Source organism: Shewanella sp. SG41-3, assembly GCF_014164545.1.
GTDB classification, from domain to species: Bacteria; Pseudomonadota; Gammaproteobacteria; order Enterobacterales; family Shewanellaceae; genus Shewanella; species Shewanella vesiculosa.
The window spans coordinates 104044-130872 of record NZ_JACJFJ010000001.1 but is presented as its reverse complement, the minus strand read 5'-3'; the positions used below and the strand labels follow the sequence as shown (position 1 = coordinate 130872).

Genomic DNA, 26829 nt, shown 5'->3' with positions numbered 1-26829 from the left:
AGGCGTTAATAAAGTCAGTAATAGTGTGTTTTATTCAGAAACTGAGTAACCTGTTTTGGCCACTGGATGCCAGTATTTATCAACTTCCTGTTGAATAAATGCGTGTTTCGCCTTCATCGCGTCGGCTTCAACAAAGCCAATAGCAGCGTGGGCTTTTTCTTTGGTACTGTAATCTGGGTACTCAACTTCAGTAACTGACATTTGACTTAATATGCGGGCCAATGCTTGACGGGCATAAATAACCTGTTCAGTCGATTTATCCAGTAGTTCAATCCCCTCTTTAGGGTTATGAGCATACATACCATGCGATGCAGTGGCAAAATCCCAACGCCATTGTGAATGACGAATAGCCATAATCGCATCATTCATTTGCGCCCATGTAGCCCCCGCATCCCACGCAGCTTTGGCTTCGTAATGCGCCTTAATCAGCAATGACTCTACATGTCGTGCTTTGGCATCAATAGTAGCTTTGGTTTTATCAAGCTTTTTGGTGATGGCCGCTTTACTGCTATGACAATTTACACAACTACGATCAAAATTGTCTAATGCACCACCAACCTTATGGTCAGTAAATGTAGCGCCTTTTTCATCGGTCGCAGGCGGCATATGACAGGTTATACAGGTCACGCCTTGCTTAGCGTGAGCCGAACGACTCCAATGTTCAAACTCTGGATGACGCGCTTTTAATATTGGGGTTTTAGAAATAGGGTGGATCCATTCGTAAAAGCGACGTGTGTCGTAATACTTTTCAATTTCATCGGCAGTGCTGCCAAAAATCCATGGAATATTAACCTTGTTATTATTTTCAGGCTGGAAATAATAACTCACATGACATTGACCACAAACCTGTGCCCCTTGCATTGTGTGGTTTTGCCTATCAAAAGGCAGTTTAATTTTTGCCATCGCATCTTGTGCATGTGGTCGAGGTAATGCGAGTTTAGCACTGCCATCAACATGACAATCACTGCAGTAAACAACGGATTTGATTTCACGGCCTAAATCGACAAAATTGGCACCTGAAAAACCTTGAATACCCATTTCTTTAATCAATCTAGGGGCATCGGGTGTTTTACAGGTCCAGCAACTGGCTGATAAACCTTTGTCACCTTCAGCTATTGCAACACCAGTTCGCAAGGTATGTGTCACGTCAGCTACAGCAAACTGATGCCCGCGAGGGCTATGATATTCTTTGGCAAATGATGAACCTGCCCATAAAATGATATTGGCAGGATATTGCGCCAGTATATCGTCTCGCTCTACTTGGTCTTCGGTTGCTTGCCATGAGTCATATTGTTGTGGAAACTTTAGTTGATTAGGATCCACCTCAGCACCTTTGAGCGACCAAGAGGTTAGACTCAACAGAGCTATTGCCCCAAGAATAACACTTAAGCCTACCTTGCTTCGCATCGGCTGCGTAGCCTTCATTATCACCTCGATAAGTAGATCCATCATATTGCTAACCTTTGTTTATTCATCACGTTAATTAATCTTTGAGAACTAAGCCTAAAGTACTGCTTATCTATAAATGGGTTCACTGGTTATGACACCGTCTGTTTAACTACCTAGCCGGGTTATTACTTAAATAACTTGATATAAAAGATACAGTGGCCAGATTATCCCGGACGACCATCAAGACGTGGTCGCATTAATATCGGCGCGTAAAACCACACAAATAATCCAAAGCCCATAAACCAACAAGCCCCTGCTGCCCATAACCAAATTTGCGTGTATTCAGGCATCAACAAAGGCATAACGGCACGTAACACTGCAGCAAGCGGCACACATAAAAATGCCCAGGTCATGTTAGGTCCTTGGTAGATATTACGACTAGTATGCCCAAGTGAAACTCTTGAAATCATTGATAAACATAATGAAGCAATCCCGCCAATGGCAAACAGATGCAGCAAGGTACGATAGGCATATTCGTTATCAATATTTACAGCCATTAATAACAGTGTGATAGGCAACGAAAAATACGATATATGTAACGACCATAACATCGGCTCTTTTAGGGTTTTATGTGCTTGCCATCGTGCAAAACGGAGTAAATGTAATATGCCTGCAACAACAAGCAGCAGTTGCTCTGCCCCCTTAGGAAGCCAATGAGTGATGGCTTGAATAAACAGTAAACCCATTGCCAATATTAACGTGTTCTCGAGTGCGATAATGGGATCGGGTTTGGGTTGTTTAATTCTCATTGCGGTAAAAAATGGGATCACGCGGCCACCGACTACAGTGATCACCATGGCGAACCACCAAATCATCCCTTGCCACAATTGAGTTGATAACGAGAAGTTACGTTCAGACAGAGCATAGTAACTGACTAAGTTGACCACTAAGGCCACCAGCAATAGCAGCGGAAACCCAATATTTCGCCATTGCTTAACGGGATAAATACAACGCCACAATGCATAAGCGCTCAAGCCTAAAAATAAGCTGTCGAATATTGCCGGTAAAAATAAAGGAATATTCATTGGCAACAGCAACATCAAGCGAGCAATAAACCAACACCCAAAGGTGATCATTAATACGCGCCCTTTAATGGTCGGTTGGTTAGTCCACGCCTGAACGGCTGTGAGTAAAAAGCCACATACTATCGCCATGGCAAAGCCGAATAACATTTCGTGAGGATGCCACCATAACGGCACCACGTTAGCCCAAAATTCACTGTTAAATAGGCTAAATTGTGGCGTAAACCAACCCATTAACCACAATGGAATATATAAGGCCGCAATACTCGCCCCACCCAAAAAAAATGGTCTAAAGCCTAAACGCCATATAGCAGGAGTGTTATCAGTTTCCGCAGGATCATCAATATTTAACATAAACAGTTCACTCACTTAGTGGCATAACAGCAATAAGATTTAAACATGCATAAATTTTAAATCTTTAATAAGTCATTCTATGCCGTTAATTGAACTGCTTCAATCAATACCCACCAATCGACCGCTTAGCCAAGCCCATAGTGTGATCTAAGCCCAAAAAAAAGGCCGCTATTATCATAAGAGATAATAGCGGCCTTAAACTGTATTCACCGATTTGCGAACTTAAGCAGTCAAGTTAATCAACTCAATAGCTCGTCAGTAGTGACAATAAATAGGATTAACCACGCTTTAGCGCACTTAACACTTCTATTGCCCGGAGGCGGGCCATCTTGTGTTCAACAATAGGTTTTGGATAACTGTCGCCTTGTGGTGAGGCAAATAAGTCATTAACGTTAACCGTTTTAGGTTCATGGATATCTTTTAACGACCAGCGAGCAACCTCTGGAACGTAACGTTTAATAAAACTGCCATCAGGGTCAAACTTACTACTTTGGGTCATAGGGTTAAATACCCTAAAATAAGGCTGCGCATCGCATCCGGTGCCAGCAGACCATTGCCAACCACCATTATTGGCCGCTAAGTCTCCATCAATCAATTGCTGTCTAAAGTAACGTTCACCCCAGCGCCAATCGACCAATAAGTGCTTGGTTAAAAAACTGGCGACCACCATACGTAAGCGGTTATGCATCCAACCCGTTTGATTTAATTGGCGCATGGCAGCATCAATAATCGGATAACCCGTCTGCCCATCGCACCAGGCGGTAAACTCCTGAGCATTATTTCGCCAAACAATCCCTTTACCCAGCTCATTAAAATTTTGCGCCATTGATAAATAGGGGAATGCCACGAGCAGATGTCGATAAAATTCACGCCAAATAAGCTCATTTAACCAGGTTTTCGCCGCGCAAGTATCATCAACTAATGCTTCTGGGTATCGCGCTAATATTGCCGCAACACATTGACGAGAACTCACCACTCCGATAGCTAAAAAGGGTGATAAGCGACTCGTGCCTTCAAGGGCGGGGAAATCTCGTTCTGCTTGATAATCTGCAACCTGACTTGCTAAAAATTGTTCAAGTATTCGCTTTGCTGCACCTTCGCCAGCAGCCCATTGTTCGCTGTTACGCGAAGGGCAAGTAAACTCAATAGCGGCAGGTGATGGCAAGGCTGCCGCAACTGGAGCTGGCACTGCGAGGGGGACTATCGCTTTTTGACTGGCAATGCTTTTCCATTTTTTCGAAAATGGGGTAAACACCTTATACATATCACCAGACAAATTTTGCACTTGCCCACTTGCCAATACACAGTCTTGATCAATTAACGTCAGGGGTAACCCTTGCTCAATTAAGCCACTGTCGCGGCGGCGTTCGTTAATTTCCGGCTCGCTACCGGCAAACACGGCATCAATATTATGCTGCTGCAGGTAATCATTTAACGCGGCATGAGTATCACTAAACCACTCAAGATGCAGTACGTCCAACGGTATGCCTAACGCGGCAAGTGACTGGGCTAATAAATTGACGTGCCGCTGAATAAAGTTAATTTGTATTGGCGCAACATCATGCTGCGCCCACTGTGACGGAGTCACAATATACACAGCCCTAACCTTACTTTGATGTTGCTTGGCAAATTGACAAGCCGCGACTAACGCTGGGTTATCGGCAACACGTAAGTCTTGCCTGAACCACATCAAGCTATTCATAGAAGTCATTAACACTCGACCTAATAGGCGTAACGAAGCTTTAACGCTTCAGGGTGCGGATTTAAATACACTTGCTCTTCAATATAGGGTGTCGGAAACTCACGCACATAATGATTGATCAAGGTAATAGGAACCAGTAAAGGTAATAGTCCTTGACGATATTTTAAAATCGATTCGCTTAATTCTTCTTTCTGGGCTGCCGTCAGTTTCTTCTTAAAATAGCCCTGAATATGCTGCAAAGTACTGGTGTGATTTTTACGGGTGGCAATAATTTTAAGCGCGGTCATAAAGCCCTCAAAGTATACCTGCGCCGACTGCTCAACATCTTGAATATCAGCCAGAATAGGGCCTAGCTCGCGATACCATTGGGGGCTATGTGCCATAAGTAAGTACTTATAACGCGAATGAAACTGCATTAACTTGTGCTTAGTTAGCCCCGACTGAGTCATTTTACGCCAATCGTTATAGGCAAACACTCGAGTAAAGAAATTCTCTCTTAATGGCAAATCATGTAAACGGCCTTCTTCCTCTACTGGTAATAGTGGATAACGCTCCATTAATTTCTTGGCAAACACGCCGACACCAGTCTTGGTTCCATTATTGGTGCCAATTTTGTACTCGGTTACCCTTTCCATACCGCACGTTGGCGATTTAGCACATAAAATATAACCACCAAGGTAGTCTAACTCTTCTACTTTAGCTTGAGAGTATTCATTCAATTTATCGGTCACGTCTAACGAGCCATCGGCACTGCGGATATGGACAATATCGCCATCTCGCACTTGGCGAATACTTTTACGTGGTGCACCCATGCCAATAGCCATTTCAGGACACACTGTGGTGTATTCAAAAAACGGTTCAATTTCTTGTCTGCAGTAATAGGAGTTTTTGTGGCCGCCGTCAAAACGAACTTGGTTACCCAGCAAACAGCTGCTGATCCCAATCTGGATTTTTTCTGGCACAAATATATCGATATCTGGCATGTTATGCACTCCTGTGGCAAAAGTAATATTCCCAAGGTGGGATTAAAAAAGATAGCATAGTTAACGCATATGTAATTAGACCAAATATACGAATAAAACAAAATTAAGTTCATTGTTTATAGGGATATTTGTGGTTTTGTGCAACATAAGATTAGGGAGGTTAAAGTTTGTTCGCAGCAAACGGTTTTCAATCGCAGTATAAGATGTGCCACTTAGTCATGCTAAACAAAACCTGATAACAAACTCATTGTATCAAGATAACCAAGACCCTTTAGCCGCCCATTTGGATAGCATCCGAAGCCACCTTCTAGTGCGTTATTGGCTTATTATCGAACAACCATTTGCGGCAAAACATAACACCAACATAACACCAACATAACACCAACATAAGCTTACTTAAAAATAGCGATAAAAAAACAGAACCTAAGTTCTGCTTTTTATTCATATGCAACTTAAGGCGTTAACTCAACGCCACTGATTGAAATGTTAAATGAGTTTTACGCTCGATTACCCACGCGCTCTAGGCCCCAAACCAAACCAATCCCAATCAGCAGACACACTATAGCGACGATCATTTGTGATGACTCACCGGTAATGTGCTCAAACTGAAACGGAGATAAATTTTGCTCAACCAATGGCACTAACTCGCCTTTAGAGTTTTCACGCCAGCTAATCACTTGTTTCCATGGCCAGATTTTACCGAGCGTGCCTAACATCAACCCAGTTAAAAAGAGTAAAGTCGCATCGTGGAATTTACGCAACAATGCTGATAACACATGGCTAAAACTCAATAGTCCCGCAACAGCACCTAAAGCAAAACAGGCTAAATAAACAATATCAAACCCTTTTGCAGCAGCTAACACCGCAGGATACATCCCTAAGAGCAGTAAAATAAAACTGCCCGAAATGCCTGGTAATATCATGGCGCAAATAGCAATGGCACCACAGAAAAAGAAGTTAAGGTAACTCACCTGCATTTCAATAGGGTGCAACACTGTGATTGCCCATGCAAATGCGACACCGACAATAAACATAACAACCCGAACAACAGTGAATTTATCCACTTGCTTGAGCATGTGAGCCACAGAAAACAAAATTAAGCCAAAAAAGAACGACCACACAGGAATAGGATGCGTCGCTAATAGCCAAGAAATTAATTTAGCTAAGGTAAAAATGCTGGTTAAAATACCGCCAAAAACACACAATAAAAAAGGACCGTTAATGTGTAAAAAAGCACCTTTAATCCCTTTTTGTTTAATCACCCCCACTAACGACAAATTAATTTTGCGAATACCATCCAACAGCGGGTCTAAAATACCGGTAATAAATGCAATTGTGCCGCCAGACACCCCAGGAACAACATCTGCCGCCCCCATAGCCATACCTTTAAAATAATTTAATATCAGTGAGTCAGTTTTCAAAATTCATCCTTAAAGTGTCTAATCAAGTAAATTATACCTGTGGCCAGTGTAATGAGCGATGGAAAATATTGATCATGACTTCACCGCAGGTTACAACAATGCTAACCTCATCCGACCAGACAACTTACTTACACAATAACCAGAGTCTTTCCAATGGCCCAAACTAAATCTAATAAAGTCATGTCGCTATATCAAAAAGTGACCGCGTACCCTTTTGGTAAGCATATATTCTCTAAAATGGTAGCGCGTATGGCGCCCTATTTTGGCACAGTACATCCTTACATAAGCGATTTACGTGTAAACCGTTGTGAATGTTTAATCAAAAAGCGTAAAAAAGTCCAAAATCATATTGGCACTGTGCATGTTATTGCTATTTGTAATGGTTTAGAAATGGCTATGGGCACTATGGCTGAAGCATCGATTCCGGCGCATTTACGTTGGATACCAAAAGGAATGTCGGTCGATTACACCGCAAAAGCGGCGAGTGATATTTTATGTGTTGCAGAGGTAAAACCAGAGCAGTGGCAAGTGGGCGATATGTTAGTCGATGTTAAAGCCTATGATACCAATGGTGTGGTGGTCGTCCAAGGGCACATTAAACTGTGGATTTCACAGAAACCTCAAAAATAATTAACTAAAGGTTGTCTATATCCACAGTTTTTATTGAGTTTTTTATTCAACTGATTGAAAGGCATAATGTTAATAACGCTGTGCGCAAGCCAATATAAATCATCATAATTGCTATGCTCTATGATGACTGTAAAGCTCACAGTTAAGGTATTTCAGACGAGATTAGTCAGTTTGAATGGCAGAACCTAGTTAATCATCTTGTTGATTAATAAGCAATTGCATTTGCATCAGCTCAGAGATCGTTCGAGTCTGAGCTTTAAAAGGCGTCATATAACATGACGCCTTTTTCATTGGTTATACGCTAAGAGTGTGACTTGTCGAATTCCTTTTTAGCCTCATCTTTAGCCATACCATATTTCTCTTGCATCTTACCTTGGAATTTCTCAAGTTTTCCATCGATTTCCTGTAAATCATCGTCGGTTAATTTACCCCAACGTGCTTTTAGTGAACCAGATGCCTGCTTCCATTTACCTTTAATAATGTCGTTATTCATAGTTAAATACTCCTCCATGTGAGAAAAATTCTGGGTCGCCGCAGTAGACATATCCATCTTAAATAATTACATCTTGGACAAAACCCACAGCCAATGATGTGTATTGATGATATGGCTCGGTATTAAATACACATCAGCGACAGCTATAATTTAGATATATCCCTAATCCGTAGTCCGGCTTTAGAGATTATAACCAAGCTTTCAAATACCCCGCCGCAGGGCATTTACACAATGAACCAGTACTAGTTTTTCTGTAACTGTTGCAGAGTTTTCATTTCGTCGTGCATCGATTGCGCATCCGCTCGAATATTGGTCAGTATAAGCAATGCCTGACCCTGTTGATTTTTATCGATTGCATCATCCAGCACTTCAAGCACCTTATCTTCAACTTCTTCAAGTTGCTTAATATAGGTGTAGTCTTCATCACTTGAGAACACTGCCACAAATTTGGTGTATATTTTGCGCGACTCTACCGCAAAAGAACTCCCATCTTCAATATCACCTTGCTCAGCAATGGCAAGTGGTTGTAATGCTTGAATCGCTGTGGCTTTTTTCGTGGCCATTTTGGTGAAAGTACTTTTGAGCGCTGGGTTACTGACCTTCTCAATTGCGTCTTGGTAAAACTCGACACCAGCTCTCATAACTTGGATGACATCTGTTACATTCTCTACACTTGTTTTTTGATTTAACATATTCACTCCTGTTTTGACTGTACTACTAACCATTGTTAGCTTACTTTCTTAGATGCAATAAACACCCCAATAATAAAATAAACTTATCAACTTGATTTTATTGAAAAATAAAATCAACCTTGATCTGCTTAATCTATAAAAGATGAATAATTTACAAGGAATATGAAGTTTTTACACACACGGTTGTGGTTTAATTTACTCCCCAATAGAGAACATAAACTTGTCTGATATCTACATGATTGACTCAAATCATTTAACCAAGCCTTGTGGAGTATTAATGTTTATACTGGAGTGAATAAAAGATTAAATAGCGAATTAAGTCGTCAATGTTTATGCGGTTTGTGGCAGCGCAAAAAGCTCACCTATTTAACTCACTTCAACTCGAGTTAAGTGGTGGGATATGTAAGGAAAAAGACAATATTAGTGGGTACACTTATTACCGCTGGTATCTTAAACACTAGCGTACAAGCAAAAACATATAATCCAGAAGTAGATGGCTGCTAACTATGGTTATTTCCGAGTAGACGGCGACGAAGAATGAGATGACGACAAAGATGCATATCAAGCATTTGCAGATTATGGATTGAATCAATACATTGCAGTTGAAGATGGTTACATTGACTTTGGTAACTAGAGCAAGAATTTAGCCAATGCAGATACTAATAGCTATTCCCTAAATTTAAAATTAGGTTTGCCAGTGTCAGACAACATCAGTTTTTATGTCCATGGTGGTCAATTGTGCTACAAAACTGATTATTCGGTTCTTGGCGCTCGCGACAGCACTGATGATGAAGGTTTATTTGCTAGTGTTGGTATTAGTTATCATATCAACGAAAGCTGGACCGCTGATGTCGACGACACACTATATGACAGTGACTTAAACCTTGATAGTGCAACCGATGATTGTGCAACCGATGATATTGATGATGCTAATTTCTCAACCGATTTAAAATAGCCCTCGGTCGGGTTTAAATATAAATTTTAATCGTAGTGATTCGGGATAAATAGCCCCATGTTTTTATCCAAAGCTGATTATCAATGGCTTCAACACTAAAATGTGTTGGAGCTTTTTTAGATAACGATTCAGCCCGTAATATACTTTACAGCCAGTAAGCACATATCTAAATAATCTCTTATACCGTTTTATACAACCATAAAATGAAACAAAGGCAGAGGCCTAACTAAGTGTATTGTAGGTAAGTATTACAGCGCTAATGTAACTATTACACCGTATTATTAAACACGACTATATTAGCTGTGCCCTGTTAGGTAAGAAGAATTGATAGGATAATCGATTAATTTGCTTTAGGGCTAGCGCTGATGCGGTGCATCGGCAAGCTATCCCTATGGCTATGAAGAAAATTTACGTTAATAAAATATGAATTAAACAAACTAATTTAATGACTTACGCTACTTTATTCCCGCTACTTAGTTGGCATAAGGGTTATTTCACGTATATCACATCGCGGATTAGCAGAAATAGCATATATAACAGCATCTGCTATATCGCTAGGGTCTAGTTTGTCAGGTTTAGCCTCATCGAAAAATGGCGTGTTAACCATGCCGGGGCATATCGTGGTACACCGTCCGTTCCATTCAGCCATTTCGGCAGCCAAATTCTGTCCAAACCCGTAAGCAAACCATTTTGAAGCGCCATAAACAGAGCCTTTAAGCGTTATCTTGCCAGCAATTGAACTGGTAATAATAAAGTGCCCCTGCGTTTCTTTTAGCGAAGGTAAACTGGCTTTTGCGGTAAATAATAAAGCGTTAATATTGACGTCGAGCATCGTTTTCCATTCATCTGGATCGCCATTTTCAATGCCAGCAGCATTAACACCAGTACCGGCATTAGCAAAGACAACATCAATTCGACCAAATTTCTCTTTCGCCTTGGCAACGACATTGTTAATCTCATCCAGTTTGGATACATCTGCCGTTACCGCCAAGACCTTGTCTTCGCCCCAACGTTTAGCTATTTCATTAAGTTTATCAGTGCTTCTTGCCGTGATCACGGCTTTGTGTCCAGCTTCTAGTACCTTATCTACGGTTGCGGCACCTATGCCACTAGAGGCACCGGTAATCAATATTATTTTTTCATTTGTCATGAGATTTATCCTTAATTCAAGCATTACTTAACTTGTTGGTTTTTTCTGTGAAATGGTATCGATAAAAACAACAGCAATGCGATATCGCTGCTAGGTATGGTTATAGCTATGCAATACAGATACCACTTTACTCAGTACAAAACTCAACGTTGGGCCTATATAATGGCTTTTTCAAGCTTAAACGCATTATCTAGTTGCATTACAACAGGTGGTTGGTAATCTCTAACAGCGCCTCTTTAATGAATAAAGAGGGTTCATAAATAGCTAATAGCAAAAGGAATTCGGTTATTAACGTTACAACTGACATGGATGAGCAAACTGCTCCGAGTAAACCGATACGTTTGGCTAATCTTGACGCGATTAGAGGGCTTGGCGTATTAGGTATTTTCTTCCTTAATATCTATTTTATGGGCAATAGCTTTTTCGGGTATGCTCCCCATGAAGTTCAACCCAGCTCAGATATTGGCATACTCATTTTTAGCAATTTCTTTTTAGAAGGTCGTTTCTTTAGCCTATTTGCGATGATTTTCGGTGTAGGAATGTTAATCCAATACCAACGCCAGCAAATGGAAATGGATACAGCCACCACTACCCAGAAGAATAAACACATAAAAAGCCGCCAATATTGGCTAATTGCCTTTGGCGTAATACACGCCATATTCATCTTTCCCGGCGATATATTATTATCATATGGTGTCGCAGGACTATTAGCTTTTCGCTACATCAGACTCAGTGCCGATGAGCTAATTAGCAAGGCTAAATGGTTTATCTTTTTATCACTAATCCCCATCGCGCTTATTTCACTGATGCCTGACGATCAAGTTTACTCACGCGAATCAGCTTTTTTCACTGAGCAACTGTCGGCTTGGACCGGCAGCTATTGGCAACAACTGAAGCTGCATTTAAGCTTGTTTGCTTACATGTTAGCGGTGATCCCATTAACGTTAATGTGGTATATCGCAGGCTTAATGCTATTGGGTATGGCGTTATATAAACGTAATATATTTATTGATGGGCTGGACAATAAAACCCTGTGGCAATGTGTGTTTTGGGCCGTGGTATTGTCATCATTAGATTCACTGCTGAGTCTTAGCGGTAATCCAATGTGGGAAGCGATATCAGATCTATCATTATGGTTCAGCGCGCTTGCTACTGCTTTGATTTATATCCATATTATTGTAAAGCTATGCAAAAATACTCCCCATAGATTAACTCTGCTGCAGAACGTTGGTAAGCTGGCATTTAGTTTATACATTCTGCAATCAATTGTCGGTATATTGCTACTACGTTATATCGCACCAGAGTGGCTTTACTCGCTAGATAGAATAGGTTACTTATTAATTGCAATTATCTACAGCCTGTTACAGCTGGTGTTAGCCGATGTCTATTTACGTATATTTAATCAAGGTCCGCTAGAAAAGCTTTGGCGTATGCTAGTCTCACGTACCAGCTAATGAATAATCAATACTTATGAGAAAATCGTCTGTAACAGACATTCTGTGCAATATTGCTCTATCTCATCAGATAGATGAACTTACTCTTACTGGGCTGACGCTAGCATGAATAAATTTGCTTGGTTAATGTTACTGCTTATCGGTGCTATTTGGGCTGCAGTCCAGCCTTGGCTTGCTGGAGTATATGGCATAATTAATCTGCTCACATTTACCTTGTACTACCGCGACAAATCGGCGGCTAAACGAGGGAAATGGCGCATAAAAGAAAGTACCTTACAATTTTTTGCCTTAATTGGCGGCTGGCCTGCAGCGCTACTTGGGCAATATCACTTACGCCATAAAACCCAAAAATCATCTTTTAAATGGGTGTTGTGGTGTTGTATCGCACTCAACTCAGCAGGGCTAAGCTTATTGTGTTACCAGCTGTGGCATCCGTTATTAGACGCATACCGTTAACCTCTTAGCTCAATGTTACCTTTAGCTACGTTGAGAAGTATTAGCCCAGCAGTTTTTGCGTTAAACTAGTCGCACTATCTACCCAACAATTCGAGATCAATTATGCGTATGATTTTGGCCGTACTGGTCATTGCGGGCGTTATTTTTTATTTTTTTACTCAATCTAACAATTCTAAAGCCGCGAAAGAAAATATTGAGAAAGGTAAGGTTTTTTTAGCTGAAAATGCTAAACGCGAAGGCGTGATACAAACCTTATCGGGCTTACAATATGAAGTATTAGTCAAAAGCGAAAACACTGAACATCCGAGCGCAAAAAGTAAAGTCACCGTGCATTATCACGGTACACTGATTGACGGTACAGTATTCGACAGTTCTGTTGATCGCGGCGAAACGATCAGCTTTGGCTTAAACCAAGTCATAGCTGGTTGGACCGAAGGTGTACAACTAATGAGTATTGGCGATAAATTCCGTTTTTATATTCCTAGCCAATTGGCTTACGGCAATCGCTCCACCGGCAAAATTGAAGGTGGTTCTGTACTCATATTTGACGTTGAGTTATTTGAGATTAACTAATCAGCACTGAGTATCAGTTTAAACTGAAAATAAAAAAGCCTCCTTGTTGGAGGCTTTTTGTTATGGGTTATTGACTCATTAGGCTTCACTCGATAACAATTTGATTATCATGCTAGATAAAACGGATCATCGATAGACTTCGCCGGCGGTGTAAACCATTTAGGCCCTTGCGCTGTCATATAGAAATGGTCTTCATGACGAATACCAAACTCGCCTGGTACGCATAACATTGGCTCGTTACTAAAGCACATACCAACCGCCAGCGGGGTAATATCATTACCCACCAAATATGGCCATTCATGAATGTCTAAACCAATACCGTGGCCTGTACGATGAGGTAAGCCCGGAACTGCGTAACCGGGACCAAAACCAGCAGCTTCAAGTACTTTGCGCGCAGCAGCATCTACCTCGCCACACGGTGTACCAATTTGCGCCGCCTCAAATGCGGCAATTTGCGCATCTTGTTCAAGTTGCCATAACTGACGTTGACGAGCGTTGGGTTCACCAAATACATAAGTACGGGTGATATCTGAATTATATCCCTGTAACTGACACCCTGTATCAATCAGGACAGTATCATTTAGCGCTAATGCTTTAGGCGATTTAACCCCATGCGGATAAGCAGTATCTTCGCCAAATAGTACGATGCAAAAATACGATCCTTTAGGCGCACCAACGGCAACATGAGCTTGGTGAATAAAGTTTTCAACCTCTATGGTAGTAATACCCTCGTATAATATGCTGGCCGCCGCTTTATGTACTTCAAGGGTCATATCTTTAGCACGTTGCATTAAGGCAATTTCAGCAACCGACTTCATCATCCGACATCCAGCTGTAACCGTTGTGGCGCTGACAAATCGATGCTGTGGAGCGGCTTGGGCTATGCCATCACTGATGAAAAAGGCGGTTGACTCATCAATACCAATTTTGGCTTGGCTCACGCCAATGTTATCTAACACGTCGGCAAATAGCTGAAATGGACTTTCATCCTCATGCCACGTATTCACTTGGCCCTTAATGGTCATATATCCCTGTAACGTATCGAGCTCAAAAGCTGGCGCAATATACTGCACCTCACCCACAGCAGGGATAATCGCACCAACCATACGCTCACTCGCAAACCAACGAGTGCCAGTAAAATAGTACAAGTTAGTGCCAGCATTAACATAAATCGCATCTAAACCGTGTTGTGCCATCAATCGTTGTGCATGTTGAATTCGTCGATTAAATTCATCATCACTTATCAACCCTATGCCATGAGTCATATTAGTGAGTGTGGCTAATGCTTGTTGCGGGCTAACGCCGCCGACACCGATTGTCATAGGTTTTCCTTTAGTTATTTTTATTGTTATTTATCTAGCAATAGAATGATTGAATCAAATCGTCTTATCTTGTCCAAATATACAAGATAGTTACTACCGATAAGAATACCGTCTGCATCGCTTTGTTACCATTGTATACAATATAAGTTTACAATTTTTGTCTGATTGATAAACATTATGTCAGCGACTTCACTTGCCAGTTTGCCGTCACACTTGCGATAATCAGCCTTCATTCTACAGAGCTGAGTTCATCAGTCGCCTCCAATGGAGAAACCATGTCCAATATTATTGCTACGCGCCTTAGCGCCATTCGCCAGCAGCTTGAAGTAAATCAAATAGATGCATTCATCATTCCCCGCGCTGACGAATATTTAGGTGAATACGTACCTGCCCGTAATGAACGTTTACATTGGGCCACTGGCTTTACCGGTTCTGCTGGCATGGCTATTGTGCTAAAAGACCGCGCGGCAATATTTACTGACGGCCGTTACACAGTGCAAGTGCGTCAACAAGTAGACGGTAACTTGTTTGAATATTTAAGTCTGTATGACGATCCACAAATTGACTGGTTAATTGAGACGTTACCTGCTGGCGCGAGTGTCGGTATCGATAGCCGTTTACACACCCTAGCTTGGTATCAACAAACTAAAGCACAATTTGATAAAGCCGACATCAATCTCGTCGACGTAGATAACAACCCAATCGATATAAGTTGGTTAGATCGCCCTGCACCGTCAGCATCAACCATGACGCTATTCAGTCATCAAGGAGCAGGACGTAATAGCGTTGAGAAACGTCAACAAATTGGTGTGCTGGTTAAAAAACAAGGTGCCGACGTCGCTCTAATTGCAGCATTAGACTCATGCTGTTGGTTACTCAATATCCGTGGTAATGATGTACCACGCTTCCCCGTCATTCTTGGTTGTGGATTATTATCAACCAATGGCGACATGACCTTTTTTACCGATTTAGCCAAAGTGCCGCAAAATATTGCCGCGCACGTTGGTACTGGCGTGAGTTTTAAAGATGAAGCAGAGCTGGCTTCTGTGTTGGCACAAATGAAGGGGGTTAAGTTATTAGCTGACCCACATTCTGCTAACGCATACTCGCAACTACTCGCACAAAAAGCTGGCGCAAAGCTGATTGTAGGTAGTGACCCTGTTGCATTACCTAAAGCTCAAAAAAATAGCGCCGAATTAGCCGGTATGCGTGCATGTCATATCCGTGATGGCGCAGCAGTGAGCCGCTTTTTAGCCTGGTTAGACAACCAAGTTGAGCAACACATCATGCATGATGAAGCCCAACTGGCTGACAAATTAGAAAGCTTTAGATTACAAGACCCGCTGTATCGCGAACCAAGCTTTGACACCATTTCAGCTACCGGCGCCAATGCCGCTATGTGCCATTACAACCACAATAATGGCACGCCAAGCACCATGACCATGGACAGCATTTATTTGGTCGATTCTGGCGCGCAATATTTAGATGGCACCACAGACGTCACTCGCACCATCGCCATTGGCAAGGTGACCGATGAGCAGAAGAAAATGGTCACGCTGGTATTAAAAGGCCATATTGCCCTTGATACTGCCCGTTTCCCTAAAGGCACTTCTGGTCAACAACTCGATGCGTTTGCTCGTCAGTATTTATGGCAGCATGGTTTTGATTATGACCATGGTACTGGCCATGGTGTCGGTCACTTTTTAAGTGTTCATGAAGGCCCGCAGCGTATTGGCAAAAACGTCAATGGCGTGGCATTACTACCAGGAATGGTATTGTCGAATGAGCCTGGTTATTACCGCGCCGATGGTTTTGGTATTCGCATCGAAAACCTAGTCACAGTGCAACATTGCCAAGCATTGGCAGGTGCAGAGCGTGAAATGTATGAGTTTGATGTATTAACCCATATTCCAATGGATGCACGCTTAATTGATAAGTCATTGTTAACTGATGTTGAAGTCAATTGGTTTAATCAATATCAGCAAAAAGTTCGTCAAACCTTAGCGCCATTAATGCAAGGTGATGAATTAACTTGGCTCAATAAAGTAACTGCTGCGATTTAAGCGTTAACCAATACAACCTAACGCGCGAGCACTGAATATAGGGCTTTAGACGAATAACTCGTCTAAAGCCCTTTTAGTGAAATACCATTAAGTTCAAACTAGGTCATAGCACGCTAAGGCATGACATCAGCGGCAATGTTTCCCCCATCATCACAAGCATATTTATCGTCAGATTTACCATGAGTTAACCTGTATACATGTCCATTAACCCGTTTGGATCGTAAGACGTCACTGTCATCTCTACACCGATAATGCACAATAACTGCTTAATGTTGCCAACGTCGACCTTGAACTCACGTCGGTTAATTTGCATTTTTTTGGCAAACGCCACTATTACTAAATAATGGTATTAAATTGCCATACCAAGGGCGGCGATCCGTTATTAGTGATAAATGCTCAAAGGGTTATAACTGCAGCGAGTTAATTTTATTGTGAAGTATACAAAACAATCTGTTTTTAGTGCGTTTTTACCTATATAACAAAAAATGTTAGCCGCTTCCTATTTCCGCATTGTCGATTGTTGTAAACTCCGCGCCAACAAAGGCTATGTTGGTAAGAGTAAATTTTACCAGACATGTGTTTAACAAAGTTGTTTAGCACAATACTCGCAGGTCACTAACGCTATATGCGCCAAGTGGATCTCTCACCTAAGTGTTTCTTGTTTAGGGCTCTACCTGCCATAGCCGTGTCGCCAATGAATGACCATTGGTTAACTCATAATTTAAGAGATCAAAAGGTATAATCACTATGAAGTCTGAACAGACTCTCTCTAGCTCGACCGCCGCTTCTGATTCATTTTTGGATCGTTATTTCAATATATCTGCCCGAGGTAGTACCTTAAAACGTGAAGTCATTGCTGGCTTAACGACGTTTTTAGCGATGGTTTATTCGGTGATTGTGGTGCCAAACATGCTCGGCGCGGCAGGGTTTGATCCTGCTGCGGTATTTATCGCCACTTGTTTAATTGCCGCGTTTGGTTCATTACTCATGGGACTATGGGCTAATTTACCTATGGCCATAGGGTGTGCAATATCACTCACCGCATTTACTGCATTTAGCATGGTGCTGGGACAGGGAATATCGATTCCAGTGACTCTTGGCGCTATTTTCCTGATGGGTATCGTATTTACACTTGTGAGTGTCACAGGGATCCGTCAATGGGTGCTCACTAACCTGCCAACCGGTATCGCTCACGGTACGGGAATTGGTATTGGTCTGTTTTTACTCCTTATCGCAACCAATAGCGTTAAATTGATTGTATCAAACGATGCCGGTTTACCCGTAAAGCTTGGTGATATTAATAGTTTACCGGTTATCGCAACGATTATTGGTCTTGCTATGACCATAGGGCTTGAGCGCCGGGGCACACCAGGTGGCATATTATTGGTAATAGTCGGACTATCGATTTTTGGGTTAATATTTGATCCAAGCGTGACTTATCAAGGGCTATTTGCTTTGCCGGACTTAATGTCTGATACATCGCTGATTGGTCAACTCGATATTATGGGCGCATTGAATCCAGTAGTACTGCCGATTGTATTGGCATTGGTGATGACCGCCATTTTCGATGCCACAGGCACGATTCGAGCAGTTGCCGGACAAGCGGAACTTCTCGATGATAACGACAATATTATCGGCGGTGGTAAAGCACTGACATCAGACTCAGTCAGCAGTATTTTTGCTGGCGTGGTAGGCGGCGCTCCTGCAGCAGTTTATATTGAATCCGCAGCTGGAACCGCAGCAGGTGGCAAAACCGGCCTAACGGCAACCATCGTTGGCTTGTTATTTTTGATGATGATATTCTTAGCGCCGTTAAGCTTTTTGGTACCTGCTTATGCGACAGCTCCTGCGCTTATGTATGTTGGCTTACTGATGCTAAGCAACGTCACCAAGCTTGATTTTGACGATAAAGTCGATGCAATGGCGGGCCTAACCTGCGCGGTATTTATCATTTTAAGCTGTAATATCGTTACTGGGATTATGCTTGGCTTTGTTACCTTGGTTATTGGCCGCATATGTAGCGGCGAGTGGCGTAAACTGCGACTTGGGGTCATCTTAATCACCCTAGGTTTAGTCGCTTTCTACATGGGTGGCTGGGCGATTTAACCCAATTGTAAACTCAATTATAAATTCAATATTAAGGCCAGCCATAGAGGCTTAATGCTATTCGGATAAGCATTACTGTTTATATCTAAGTGGATAGCGGCTGGGTACAGAGCACCGAACGTGGATACGTTCGGTGCTTTCTTTTATCAGGAAGGATAAAGTATTTTATATCGGCTCGCATTTGTTTCAGTTTAGCCGGCGATTTTCCATCTGGTGATAAAGCAAGGCACCTAAATTGTGTGTCTATTAAGCTTGTTGCAGCGGTAAAACTGATACGGGTAGGCGCAACTTTTGCTTCTTTTGCTATCGCTGTCATTTCTAAACGAACCAAATTATAAGCACGCCCCACAATTCTTGTTTAACCCCTTCAACAAATTTACTTCGTAATGTCACCTTACTTTGCAGTTGGGTTTGCTGAAGTTCGCCGTATCCTTCTTCTATTTCCCAGCGCTGGTAGCTTGCCCAGCGGATACTTTACGGGGTCGACGAATGAGATAACGAAGCCTTTTATTTCACCTTTAGGCTCTTGATAAGCGATAAAGCGGGCAAGTCATGTGTCAGGAAGCGCGGGATTTTTCTTTCTCGCTTGCGGGGAGACGGGCATATCAATGAGCAAGTCATTATTCGCAAATTCTTCGACGACATCAAAGCGCATCGTTGACTTTATGGGTGTCAGTCAATGTCGCTGTACTCCAGAGCGTTGCCAGTTTACTAACTAGTCAGCAAATAAATAGATGTATTAATGCCCTTGAACGTGACGGTAAAGCTGGACTATTTAGCGGCGCTGATGAAGTCTAGATTGCTATTGATGAAAGAGTTTTTTGTTAAAAGTACGTTGATGTATTGATGTAGGTAATAACGCGATTGGCATTAATCGACTTACATCAAGCCATTAAACAATAATTCATACCTCGATAAACAACAACAGCGTTAGGCGCCAGTCAAAATAAAAAATAAACTGCATTGGATCTTAGATGTAGCATTTAAGAAAGATATTTGCCGTATTAGGGACAGAAAAATGCGAAAAAACAGTTCTAATTATAACGTATGACATTGAACCGATTAGAACAACATCCTCCCAAGTTGGTAAGCAGATAAAAGCTATAAAATAATGATTTTAGTGCTTAATTACTTATTACTCCCAAATTTAATAAATTGAAGTTTCCTCCCAGAATACACCCCAATGGATAATTTATTTAAATACATTCATCTGATATTCTTCAGAAATTATATAGTGAAAATAATATATTAAGTATTTTTACTAATATCTAAATAATTTCACACCAAAATAAATACGTATATTTAGACGACTCACTGTTAAAGGAAAGTTTATGAGAAAAATGCCAAACTGGGATATATTGAAAAAAAACTACCCAGCATTTCCTGCCCCAGCGGTTTTTAAACAGATTGGAGGTAAAGTTGAACTGAATTTTGATATTGGTGTGTTTGGAAATGCATGTGCAACGAGAGTATCTAAAGCTCTTAACGGTTCAGGTGGTTTACATAAGATCCCTTTTTACAAAGCCGTTGGCCCAAACGGAAAACTTGAGGGACAAGTGTCCTCTGGCAGAAATAAAGACTGGTACATTTTTAGAGTAAAAATACTAAAAAATATTTAGCTGAAAACTATGGTGATCCAGAAGCATTCACACCAGAGGAATATGAAAATAAAATTAGAAACCGTAAGGGTATCATTATATATGAAGTAAATGGGTGGTCTGATGCGACCGGGCATGCGGATCTTTGGGATGGCTCAAACTGCGTTTACCAAGGTTATGGGGATGTATCACACAAAATTTATTTTTGGGAAGCATCTAATGATTAAATATAAACTAGCATCACTCCTAATTTGTAGTGCATTAATTTTATTTGGATGTTCTGAAGTAATAAAAAATAAATATCATGCTGATGACTTACTCGATTTCGCTGAGTCTAATTGTATATTTTGGTATTTTAAATCAAAAGATTATGATTTATCTGACATCAAAAAAATAACTTCAGGCATTGTAGAGTTGAGTAACTATTCGGCTGATAAATTTCAACAAACAGCGATATTAGTCAAAGAATACGATCCTGAAGTATCGAGCAAAGAAAATATAGATATTGAGCTTTTGAAGTGTTTTATTCTTAAAAAAGATCAACAGTTCCTGAATAAGCTCGATGATATAAGAAAATTATAGTCAATTGAAATGGCCGACAGCGATGGCACTTTGATATCAGAGGCCATCGCTGTTTAAATTCACTATACTCTCCCAGTTATAACGCTAAAGAACATTCCTTATTACCACAGTGATCCCGGTGATTCTTTGAGGAGATTAGCTTCAAGCAAACTATTATTCCTTAGCCCGGACACAAACTCTAACAATCTCAATAAAATAAATTTAAATGCAAAATCTTCTCTTTTGACACAGATAAAGTTCAGGATTTAAACAAAAGTTTGTTATACTCCGCGGCCGCTTATCGATGGCACTCAATTGGGTGTATCATTCAAGCTTAATGTTTTTCAGCTATCCGAAGACGTTAATCAACCCAGTTAAGCATGAGTTCAGCCATAAATAAGGCTATCGGCCCCAATATTCCAGATTGATGTTGTGCAGATAATATTAACTTATCGCAACTAAATCGCTTTGTTTTGATGTACATACAGGAACCGCACCATGAAATTCGAATCTTTTAGCTTCGCCCCAGAAATATTACGCGCGATCGCTGAGTGCGGTTATCAATCTATGACGCCAATTCAACAACAAGCGATCCCGGCAATCCGCCGTGGTGAAGACGTGTTGGCCAGCGCACAAACAGGAACAGGTAAAACGGCGGCTTTCGCACTGCCTATTCTGCAAAGAATGTGTGATAACCCAAAAGAAACGATGCCGTCTAACACTCGCGCCTTAATTCTTACACCAACTCGTGAGCTTGCCGCACAGGTTGCAGATAATATTACCGCTTACAGTAAACACCTAAACTTAACTGTATTAACCATTTATGGTGGCGTTAAGATAGATACTCAGTCACAAAAACTGAAACGCGGCGCCGACGTGATTGTAGCAACGCCAGGTCGTTTACTTGAACACATAGTAGCGTGTAACTTAAGTTTATCTAATGTTGAGTTTTTAGTACTTGATGAAGCCGACCGTATGCTTGATATGGGCTTTAGTGCCGATATTAAAAAGATCCTCCAAGCAGTAAATAAAAATCGCCAAAACATGTTGTTCTCTGCCACCTTCTCTACTGAAGTGAAAAAGCTAGCGAATGAAATGCTTGAAAAACCGAAAGTAATTACTGTGGATAAACAAAACACCACAGCAGCTACCGTAAGCCAAGTTATCTACCCTGTTGAACAACGTCGCAAGCGTGAATTATTATCTGAACTTATCGGTACTAAAAACTGGCGCCAAGTGTTGGTATTTACCGCGACCCGTGATGCGGCAGACAAGTTAGTTAAAGAGTTAAATCTAGATGGTATTCCATCTGGCGTGGTTCATGGCGAAAAAGCCCAGGGTAGTCGTCGTCGCGCACTACGTGAATTTGTTGAAGGCAAAATTCGTGTATTAGTGGCCACCGAAGTTGCTGCCCGTGGTCTTGATATTCAAAACCTTGAATACGTTGTTAACTACGATTTACCGTTTTTAGCCGAAGATTATGTCCACCGTATTGGCCGTACTGGCCGTGCAGGTAAAACTGGTGTGGCAATTTCGTTTGTAAGCCGTGAAGAAGAACGCACATTAGCTGACATTGAAAAATTAATTGGCCAACAAATTCGCCGTGTTACGGTACCAGGTTATGAAGTGGGTAGCCGTGAAATGCTGCTTAAGCAAATTGAAAAACGTCGTAGTTTTGCCAAAAAGCAACAACGCGGTGATAACGCTGGCGCACAGATGATTGCCGAGAAAAACATGGATGGCCGTCGTGTTAAAGTCGGTAAAGTGAGCAGTACCGTGAAGTACAAAAAAATTAAGTAATCTTTTTGATGCAAACAAAAAGGCGCCTCGGCGCCTTTTTTGCGTATTCATTAAAGTTATTAGCGTGTTATCTGGCACACTGCTACCAGCAATATCCTTTGTTATCACTAAAGAGCATTATCAGTGATATGACGTCACAACTCGCCTAAGCATCAAGCCGAGCAATAATCGCAAATAATGTAAATCCTGTCGTGCCATGACTCATAGCTACAACGCATGTAAAATCTAGACTTGTCGTCAAAAAACACAATCTTTCATCACAAAAAACGGTCATATTTGTACTATTTTCGCCATAAAGTGACTTTTATATTGGCTTTTTAATAGCGCATCTCGTTACACTGTTCGGCATATAAAAATATCCCTACACAGAGGCTGTACATCATCATGGCGATTCCTACTACATTTGGCACAGCAAATGCTCCAGGCACGATTAAGGCGATGCTATTAGGCTGCGGCGAACTCGGCAAAGAGGTGGCTATTGAGCTACAACGTTATGGTATTGAGGTGATTGGGGTTGATCGCTACCCTAATGCGCCTGCTATGCAAATTGCTCATCGTTTTCATGTAATTAACATGTTGGATGCTGAGGCATTAAAAGCGGTTATTGAGCTTGAAAAGCCTGATTTAGTCATTCCAGAAATTGAAGCCATTGCCACTCAAACCTTAGTGGAACTAGAGCAACAAGGTCTGCATGTCGTGCCGACAGCCAATGCGGCCAAACTGACTATGGATCGTGAAGGAATTCGCCGTCTCGCGGCAGAAACCTTAGCGATTCCAACTTCAAAGTATTTTTTCTGTGACACCCAAGCAGAATTTGAACAAGCCGTAGCCGATATTGGTATTCCTTGTGTGGTTAAGCCGGTGATGAGCTCATCTGGTAAAGGTCAGAGTGTGATTAAATCAGCAGACACAGTTCAGCACGCATGGGCTTACGCTCAAGAAGGCGGCCGCGCAGGCAAAGGCCGAGTGATTGTTGAAGCCTTTATACCATTTGATTACGAAATCACCTTGCTAACCATTAGCGCTGTTAATGGCATTCACTTTTGTGACCCAATTGGTCACAGACAAGAAGATGGTGATTATCGTGAATCATGGCAACCACAAGCCATGCCAGCTGATGTACTACAAAAAGCTCAAACTATGAGCCAACGTGTGGTTGAAGCTCTGGGTGGATATGGCTTATTTGGGGTTGAACTATTTATTCGCGGTGATGAAGTGTACTTTTCTGAAGTATCACCAAGGCCACACGACACAGGTTTAGTCACTTTAATCAGCCAAGATTTATCTGAATTTGCTTTGCATGTTCGAGCTATTTTGGGCTTACCAATCAGCAATATTGCCCAACATGGACCCAGCGCTTCTGCAGTGATTTTAGCAACAGGCACCTCGACCAATATTCGTTATCAAGGCATCGCGGCTGCGTTAGCCCCGGCTAACACTCAGTTACGTTTGTTTGGTAAACCAGATATAGATGGTCGTCGTCGTTTAGGCGTTGCATTAGCCCGTGATAGCTCGGTGGAAGCGGCGGTCGAAAAAGCTAAAATAGTGGCGAGTAATATCAAGGTCCTATTTTAAATAACGCTTATCTTAGTTAAGCAACAACAGCTCAACAAAATGACTTGATAGACAAAATTAAGCCGCCGAATCTGTTACACGTTTCAGCGGCTTATTTTTTGCTTTTGCTTTTTGTGTTTAAGTATTTAAGTGTTTAAGTGAATGTATACCTTAGCCTGATAACTTAGTTTTTTGCTTTTGGCAGTGACTTACTGGCTAAATGAAAGTGGACTAACATCATTAGACGAAATAGCGCTTTGAGTTTACGTTCCTGATCAAACTTACCCACATTGATCAATTTTCGTAATACGGTGATTTTCATATACAGGTTTTTCACCAACACATCACTTGGCTCATCTAGATATTTATCAAACTCTTTATAACCCTCAATGGTTTTAGCGCTCAGTCTAGCTTGTCGAATACGTAAACCTGAGCTCATGGCATGTTCAAACGCTTTGGTTTCTAACCCTTTAATAATATCAGCAGCGCTGATTTCCTGCGCTAAGCCATCAACGATAAAATGAATATTTGATTCAATCTCAAATTGCAGCGCATGGGTATCATGACGCACGTTATCAAACTTTGTCCGTTCTTTATCAACAAAATCAAACAAGATTTTCCATAGTGACATAAGCGAATATCCGTATTACTGGTGGTAATTAAAAAGCCATTAGCCATTAACCTGATTCAACATTTTACCCTGTTGAAACTGGTGTACATTTTCAACCGCGATGTTGAGTAGATTTTGTCTAGCCTGCAATGTTGCCCAGGCAATATGCGGCGTAATGGTAATATTGGCAGCACTAAGGAGCGGGTTATCATGACTTGGCGGCTCAGTTGATAGCACGTCAACGCCAGCAAATCCATGAGCATGGTTAAGCCATTGGGCTAAATCAATTTCATTAATCAAGTCGCCGCGAGCAGTATTAACCAATAAACAACCCGGTTTAAGTAAGCGTAAACTGTCACTGTTTATCATATATTTGGTTGCCGCATTAAGCGGACAATGTAGCGATATAATATCGGCTTGCTTAAGTAAATGGTCGCGTTGACACCATTGAATGGCTGCTGGTAAATTCGTTTTTGGTTGCGTGGTGGTGATCAAGACATTCATACCGAATGCCACACCTAAATTGGCAACTTGCTGACCAATATCGCCATACCCCACCACCCCTAAGGTCAATCCTTTTAACGAGGTTAATGGACTCAAACTAAAACAAAAATCCCGATTAGCAGCCCATTGTCCAGATTTAACAGCGTGATCGTGTAAAGCCACCTGCTGATGGTGATGCAAAATATGGGCAAACACCATTTGCGCCACGGCATCTGGGCCATAAGCAGGAATATTGGTGACCACAATCCCCTGCGCGGTTGCGGCATCCATGTCTACAACATTGGTGCCTGTGGCAAGAACCCCAATATAAATTAATCCGCGCAGTTGCTTTAAGGTTGCGGCACTCAACTGGGTTTTATTCGTCAGCACAATTTGCGCACCTTGGCAGCGACTGACGATTTGATCGAGTGGTGTATGGTCGTAAATATCGCACTCGCCTAATGCCTCAAGCGCCTGCCAATTCAAATCACCAGGATTCAGAGTGTAACCATCTAATACCACTATTTTCATCGATTTTTGGCCCTATTAATAACAGCGTGCACAGGCATTGAGCCTATTACTAACGCATTCCACGTGAAGTTTTAATTCGCTCGTAAGCAGCTTGAATATCTTGCGCTTTAGTGTTGGCAAGCTCCATCATTTCTTCTGGTAAGCCTTTTGCAACAAGCTTATCAGGATGATGTTCGTTCATCAGTTTACGGTAAGTGCGCTTAACGTCTTGATCGCTTGCAGACTCTGATACGCCGAGGAGTACATAAGCATCAGTCAGCGGCATTTTATTACCTTGCGGCGACTGATGATGACTGAATTCAGCTTGCCAACGAGCCAGTAACACATCAAGTTGTGCAGCAAGACCAAGCTTATTGGCAATAGCGGATAAAATTTGCTTCTCATTGGCATGTAACTCACCATCAGATAATGCAGTTTGAATTTGGATCTCTAAAAACATCTGCGCTAACTCAGCTCGGCCTTGAGTGGCTTGTCGAAACAACTCAAGCTGCTGTAACAGATCAAAATCAGCTTGGCGCCCTTGGCGAAAAGCTGTTTGCGCATCAATACGCGATTGTCCCGATAACTTCATTTGATCCATTAACATGGCCGCAATACGGATGTCGGTTTCAGTCACTCGCCCAGAGGCTTTAGCTACATGGCCCATGACGGCAAATGTAGAGTTGAAAAACATCGCCTGACGCTCACCGCCTTTACGCATTAACGCGCTTAAGCCTTGGCGTCTGTCATAAGCATGGCCTAACCATAAGCCTAAAATAGCCCCAAAGAAACGCCCAAACATAAACCCAATGATAAACCCAAAAACTTTACCCCAAATTCGCATGTTGTTTTCCACTACGGTTAAATAATTAATATGTCGCGCTTTGC

Annotated in this window: 24 protein-coding genes and 2 pseudogenes; 12 read left to right on the top strand and 14 right to left on the bottom strand. The window is 41.7% G+C overall.

Annotated features, from left to right (window positions below; translation table 11 throughout):
- Positions 1–30: 30 nt before the first annotated feature.
- From H5164_RS00620 to H5164_RS00600, 5 genes are all read right to left on the bottom strand, one after another.
- Entirely contained in the window at positions 31–1452 is a 1422-nt protein-coding gene (locus tag H5164_RS00620; protein WP_182754228.1) for an ammonia-forming cytochrome c nitrite reductase subunit c552, read from the bottom strand.
- A gap of 161 nt (positions 1453–1613) precedes the next feature.
- Positions 1614–2825, bottom strand: coding sequence for an NnrS family protein (locus H5164_RS00615; protein ID WP_182754224.1), 1212 nt, complete (start codon positions 2823–2825; stop codon positions 1614–1616).
- A gap of 277 nt (positions 2826–3102) precedes the next feature.
- A complete protein-coding gene (gene phrB / locus H5164_RS00610; protein ID WP_182754221.1) occupies positions 3103–4536 on the bottom strand; it encodes a deoxyribodipyrimidine photo-lyase in 1434 nt (477 codons plus the stop codon).
- A gap of 11 nt (positions 4537–4547) precedes the next feature.
- Positions 4548–5510, bottom strand: a complete 963-nt coding sequence (locus tag H5164_RS00605) for a DUF523 and DUF1722 domain-containing protein (RefSeq protein WP_220487700.1) — start codon at positions 5508–5510, stop codon at positions 4548–4550.
- A gap of 497 nt (positions 5511–6007) precedes the next feature.
- A complete protein-coding gene (locus tag H5164_RS00600; protein ID WP_182698986.1) occupies positions 6008–6892 on the bottom strand; it encodes a DUF368 domain-containing protein in 885 nt (294 codons plus the stop codon).
- Between the two features lie 192 nt (positions 6893–7084).
- Here H5164_RS00600 and H5164_RS00595 point away from each other — a divergent pair, with 192 nt between their 5' ends.
- Positions 7085–7561 (top strand): hotdog fold domain-containing protein, encoded by a 477-nt coding sequence (locus tag H5164_RS00595; RefSeq protein WP_182722487.1) that lies wholly within the window; start codon positions 7085–7087, stop codon positions 7559–7561.
- Between the two features lie 301 nt (positions 7562–7862).
- Here H5164_RS00595 and H5164_RS00590 read toward each other — a convergent pair whose 3' ends face one another.
- Positions 7863–8054, bottom strand: coding sequence for a CsbD family protein (locus tag H5164_RS00590; RefSeq protein WP_124017883.1), 192 nt, complete (start codon positions 8052–8054; stop codon positions 7863–7865).
- Between the two features lie 242 nt (positions 8055–8296).
- Positions 8297–8746 carry a PA2169 family four-helix-bundle protein gene (locus H5164_RS00585; protein WP_124017882.1) on the bottom strand — a complete coding sequence of 150 codons (450 nt, stop codon included), beginning with the start codon at positions 8744–8746 and terminating at the stop codon, positions 8297–8299.
- A gap of 697 nt (positions 8747–9443) precedes the next feature.
- Here H5164_RS00585 and H5164_RS00580 point away from each other — a divergent pair.
- On the top strand, positions 9444–9701 hold the full coding sequence (locus tag H5164_RS00580; RefSeq protein WP_310736161.1) for a hypothetical protein: 258 nt from the start codon (positions 9444–9446) through the stop codon (positions 9699–9701).
- A gap of 469 nt (positions 9702–10170) precedes the next feature.
- On the opposite strand, the gene H5164_RS00575 is transcribed toward H5164_RS00580, so the two are convergent.
- Positions 10171–10851, bottom strand: coding sequence for an SDR family oxidoreductase (locus tag H5164_RS00575; protein ID WP_182742087.1), 681 nt, complete (start codon positions 10849–10851; stop codon positions 10171–10173).
- 305 nt (positions 10852–11156) lie between these two features.
- Here H5164_RS00575 and H5164_RS00570 point away from each other — a divergent pair, with 305 nt between their 5' ends.
- From H5164_RS00570 to H5164_RS00560, 3 genes are all read left to right on the top strand, one after another.
- Positions 11157–12305, top strand: a complete 1149-nt coding sequence (locus H5164_RS00570) for a DUF418 domain-containing protein (RefSeq protein ID WP_182754218.1) — start codon at positions 11157–11159, stop codon at positions 12303–12305.
- 105 nt (positions 12306–12410) lie between these two features.
- Positions 12411–12761, top strand: a complete 351-nt coding sequence (locus tag H5164_RS00565; RefSeq protein ID WP_182754215.1) for a DUF1294 domain-containing protein — start codon at positions 12411–12413, stop codon at positions 12759–12761.
- A gap of 102 nt (positions 12762–12863) precedes the next feature.
- Complete coding sequence (locus tag H5164_RS00560) at positions 12864–13334, top strand: FKBP-type peptidyl-prolyl cis-trans isomerase (protein WP_182754212.1); 471 nt, start codon at positions 12864–12866, stop codon at positions 13332–13334.
- Positions 13335–13441: 107 nt separating this feature from the next.
- Here the strand turns inward: H5164_RS00560 and H5164_RS00555 are convergent, their stop codons facing one another.
- Positions 13442–14656 (bottom strand): Xaa-Pro peptidase family protein, encoded by a 1215-nt coding sequence (locus H5164_RS00555; protein ID WP_182722482.1) that lies wholly within the window; start codon positions 14654–14656, stop codon positions 13442–13444.
- Between the two features lie 275 nt (positions 14657–14931).
- Here H5164_RS00555 and H5164_RS00550 point away from each other — a divergent pair, with 275 nt between their 5' ends.
- Complete coding sequence (locus tag H5164_RS00550) at positions 14932–16719, top strand: aminopeptidase P family protein (protein ID WP_182754209.1); 1788 nt, start codon at positions 14932–14934, stop codon at positions 16717–16719.
- A gap of 184 nt (positions 16720–16903) precedes the next feature.
- Here the strand turns inward: H5164_RS00550 and H5164_RS19975 are convergent, their stop codons facing one another.
- Entirely contained in the window at positions 16904–17032 is a 129-nt protein-coding gene (locus tag H5164_RS19975) for a hypothetical protein (RefSeq protein ID WP_259396705.1), read from the bottom strand.
- Between the two features lie 434 nt (positions 17033–17466).
- On the opposite strand from H5164_RS19975, the gene H5164_RS00545 reads away from it, so the two are divergent.
- Positions 17467–18825: an NCS2 family permease gene (locus H5164_RS00545; protein WP_182754205.1), complete on the top strand. Its 1359-nt coding sequence runs from the start codon at positions 17467–17469 to the stop codon at positions 18823–18825.
- A gap of 72 nt (positions 18826–18897) precedes the next feature.
- Here the strand turns inward: H5164_RS00545 and H5164_RS19970 are convergent.
- A pseudogene (locus tag H5164_RS19970) lies at positions 18898–19540 on the bottom strand (IS4 family transposase); the annotation flags it as partial.
- A 616-nt stretch (positions 19541–20156) separates the two neighbouring features.
- Here H5164_RS19970 and H5164_RS19920 point away from each other — a divergent pair.
- The 5 genes and pseudogenes from H5164_RS19920 (at position 20157) to purT (ending at position 24359) form a co-directional block, all read left to right on the top strand.
- Positions 20157–20444, top strand: coding sequence for a type VI secretion system amidase effector protein Tae4 (locus H5164_RS19920; protein ID WP_220492624.1), 288 nt, complete (start codon positions 20157–20159; stop codon positions 20442–20444).
- A gap of 47 nt (positions 20445–20491) precedes the next feature.
- Positions 20492–20650: pseudogene (locus H5164_RS20180) on the top strand (T6SS effector amidase Tae4 family protein); the annotation flags it as partial.
- Positions 20574–21005: a hypothetical protein gene (locus tag H5164_RS00535; protein WP_182754796.1), complete on the top strand. Its 432-nt coding sequence runs from the start codon at positions 20574–20576 to the stop codon at positions 21003–21005. The pseudogene H5164_RS20180 and the gene H5164_RS00535, both read left to right, overlap by 77 nt.
- A gap of 477 nt (positions 21006–21482) precedes the next feature.
- Positions 21483–22784, top strand: a complete 1302-nt coding sequence (locus H5164_RS00530; protein ID WP_124017872.1) for a DEAD/DEAH box helicase — start codon at positions 21483–21485, stop codon at positions 22782–22784.
- A 384-nt stretch (positions 22785–23168) separates the two neighbouring features.
- Positions 23169–24359: a formate-dependent phosphoribosylglycinamide formyltransferase gene (gene purT / locus H5164_RS00525; RefSeq protein ID WP_182754202.1), complete on the top strand. Its 1191-nt coding sequence runs from the start codon at positions 23169–23171 to the stop codon at positions 24357–24359.
- 163 nt (positions 24360–24522) lie between these two features.
- Here purT and H5164_RS00520 read toward each other — a convergent pair whose 3' ends face one another.
- From H5164_RS00520 to djlA, 3 genes are read right to left on the bottom strand one after another with little or no spacing between them, the layout of a single operon-like run.
- Positions 24523–24969 (bottom strand): hypothetical protein, encoded by a 447-nt coding sequence (locus H5164_RS00520; RefSeq protein ID WP_124017870.1) that lies wholly within the window; start codon positions 24967–24969, stop codon positions 24523–24525.
- A 39-nt stretch (positions 24970–25008) separates the two neighbouring features.
- Complete coding sequence (locus tag H5164_RS00515) at positions 25009–25962, bottom strand: D-2-hydroxyacid dehydrogenase (RefSeq protein ID WP_182754199.1); 954 nt, start codon at positions 25960–25962, stop codon at positions 25009–25011.
- Between the two features lie 49 nt (positions 25963–26011).
- A complete protein-coding gene (gene djlA / locus H5164_RS00510; RefSeq protein WP_182754196.1) occupies positions 26012–26785 on the bottom strand; it encodes a co-chaperone DjlA in 774 nt (257 codons plus the stop codon).
- Positions 26786–26829 lie beyond the last annotated feature (44 nt).

Excerpts from the sequence above, each read along its gene's own strand:
- H5164_RS00585 (WP_124017882.1), bottom strand. The coding sequence starts at position 8,746 with ATGTTAAATCAAAAAACAAGTGTAGAGAATGTAACAGATGTCATCCAA.
- H5164_RS00520 (WP_124017870.1), bottom strand. The coding sequence starts at position 24,969 with ATGTCACTATGGAAAATCTTGTTTGATTTTGTTGATAAAGAACGGACA.
- H5164_RS19975 (WP_259396705.1), bottom strand. The coding sequence starts at position 17,032 with ATGCAAATTAACCGACGTGAGTTCAAGGTCGACGTTGGCAACATTAAG.
- H5164_RS00555 (WP_182722482.1), bottom strand. The coding sequence starts at position 14,656 with ATGACAATCGGTGTCGGCGGCGTTAGCCCGCAACAAGCATTAGCCACA.
- purT (WP_182754202.1), top strand. The coding sequence starts at position 23,169 with ATGGCGATTCCTACTACATTTGGCACAGCAAATGCTCCAGGCACGATT.
- H5164_RS00550 (WP_182754209.1), top strand. The coding sequence starts at position 14,932 with ATGTCCAATATTATTGCTACGCGCCTTAGCGCCATTCGCCAGCAGCTT.
- H5164_RS00600 (WP_182698986.1), bottom strand. The coding sequence starts at position 6,892 with ATGGCTATGGGGGCGGCAGATGTTGTTCCTGGGGTGTCTGGCGGCACA.
- H5164_RS00560 (WP_182754212.1), top strand. The coding sequence starts at position 12,864 with ATGCGTATGATTTTGGCCGTACTGGTCATTGCGGGCGTTATTTTTTAT.
- H5164_RS00575 (WP_182742087.1), bottom strand. The coding sequence starts at position 10,851 with ATGACAAATGAAAAAATAATATTGATTACCGGTGCCTCTAGTGGCATA.
- H5164_RS00565 (WP_182754215.1), top strand. The coding sequence starts at position 12,411 with ATGAATAAATTTGCTTGGTTAATGTTACTGCTTATCGGTGCTATTTGG.
- H5164_RS00530 (WP_124017872.1), top strand. The coding sequence starts at position 21,483 with ATGAAATTCGAATCTTTTAGCTTCGCCCCAGAAATATTACGCGCGATC.
- H5164_RS19920 (WP_220492624.1), top strand. The coding sequence starts at position 20,157 with ATGAGAAAAATGCCAAACTGGGATATATTGAAAAAAAACTACCCAGCA.
- H5164_RS00620 (WP_182754228.1), bottom strand. The coding sequence starts at position 1,452 with ATGATGGATCTACTTATCGAGGTGATAATGAAGGCTACGCAGCCGATG.
- H5164_RS00595 (WP_182722487.1), top strand. The coding sequence starts at position 7,085 with ATGGCCCAAACTAAATCTAATAAAGTCATGTCGCTATATCAAAAAGTG.
- phrB (WP_182754221.1), bottom strand. The coding sequence starts at position 4,536 with ATGACTTCTATGAATAGCTTGATGTGGTTCAGGCAAGACTTACGTGTT.
- djlA (WP_182754196.1), bottom strand. The coding sequence starts at position 26,785 with ATGCGAATTTGGGGTAAAGTTTTTGGGTTTATCATTGGGTTTATGTTT.
- H5164_RS00545 (WP_182754205.1), top strand. The coding sequence starts at position 17,467 with ATGAAGTCTGAACAGACTCTCTCTAGCTCGACCGCCGCTTCTGATTCA.
- H5164_RS00590 (WP_124017883.1), bottom strand. The coding sequence starts at position 8,054 with ATGAATAACGACATTATTAAAGGTAAATGGAAGCAGGCATCTGGTTCA.
- H5164_RS00515 (WP_182754199.1), bottom strand. The coding sequence starts at position 25,962 with ATGAAAATAGTGGTATTAGATGGTTACACTCTGAATCCTGGTGATTTG.
- H5164_RS00535 (WP_182754796.1), top strand. The coding sequence starts at position 20,574 with ATGGCTCAAACTGCGTTTACCAAGGTTATGGGGATGTATCACACAAAA.
- H5164_RS00570 (WP_182754218.1), top strand. The coding sequence starts at position 11,157 with ATGGATGAGCAAACTGCTCCGAGTAAACCGATACGTTTGGCTAATCTT.
- H5164_RS00605 (WP_220487700.1), bottom strand. The coding sequence starts at position 5,510 with ATGCCAGATATCGATATATTTGTGCCAGAAAAAATCCAGATTGGGATC.
- H5164_RS00615 (WP_182754224.1), bottom strand. The coding sequence starts at position 2,825 with ATGTTAAATATTGATGATCCTGCGGAAACTGATAACACTCCTGCTATA.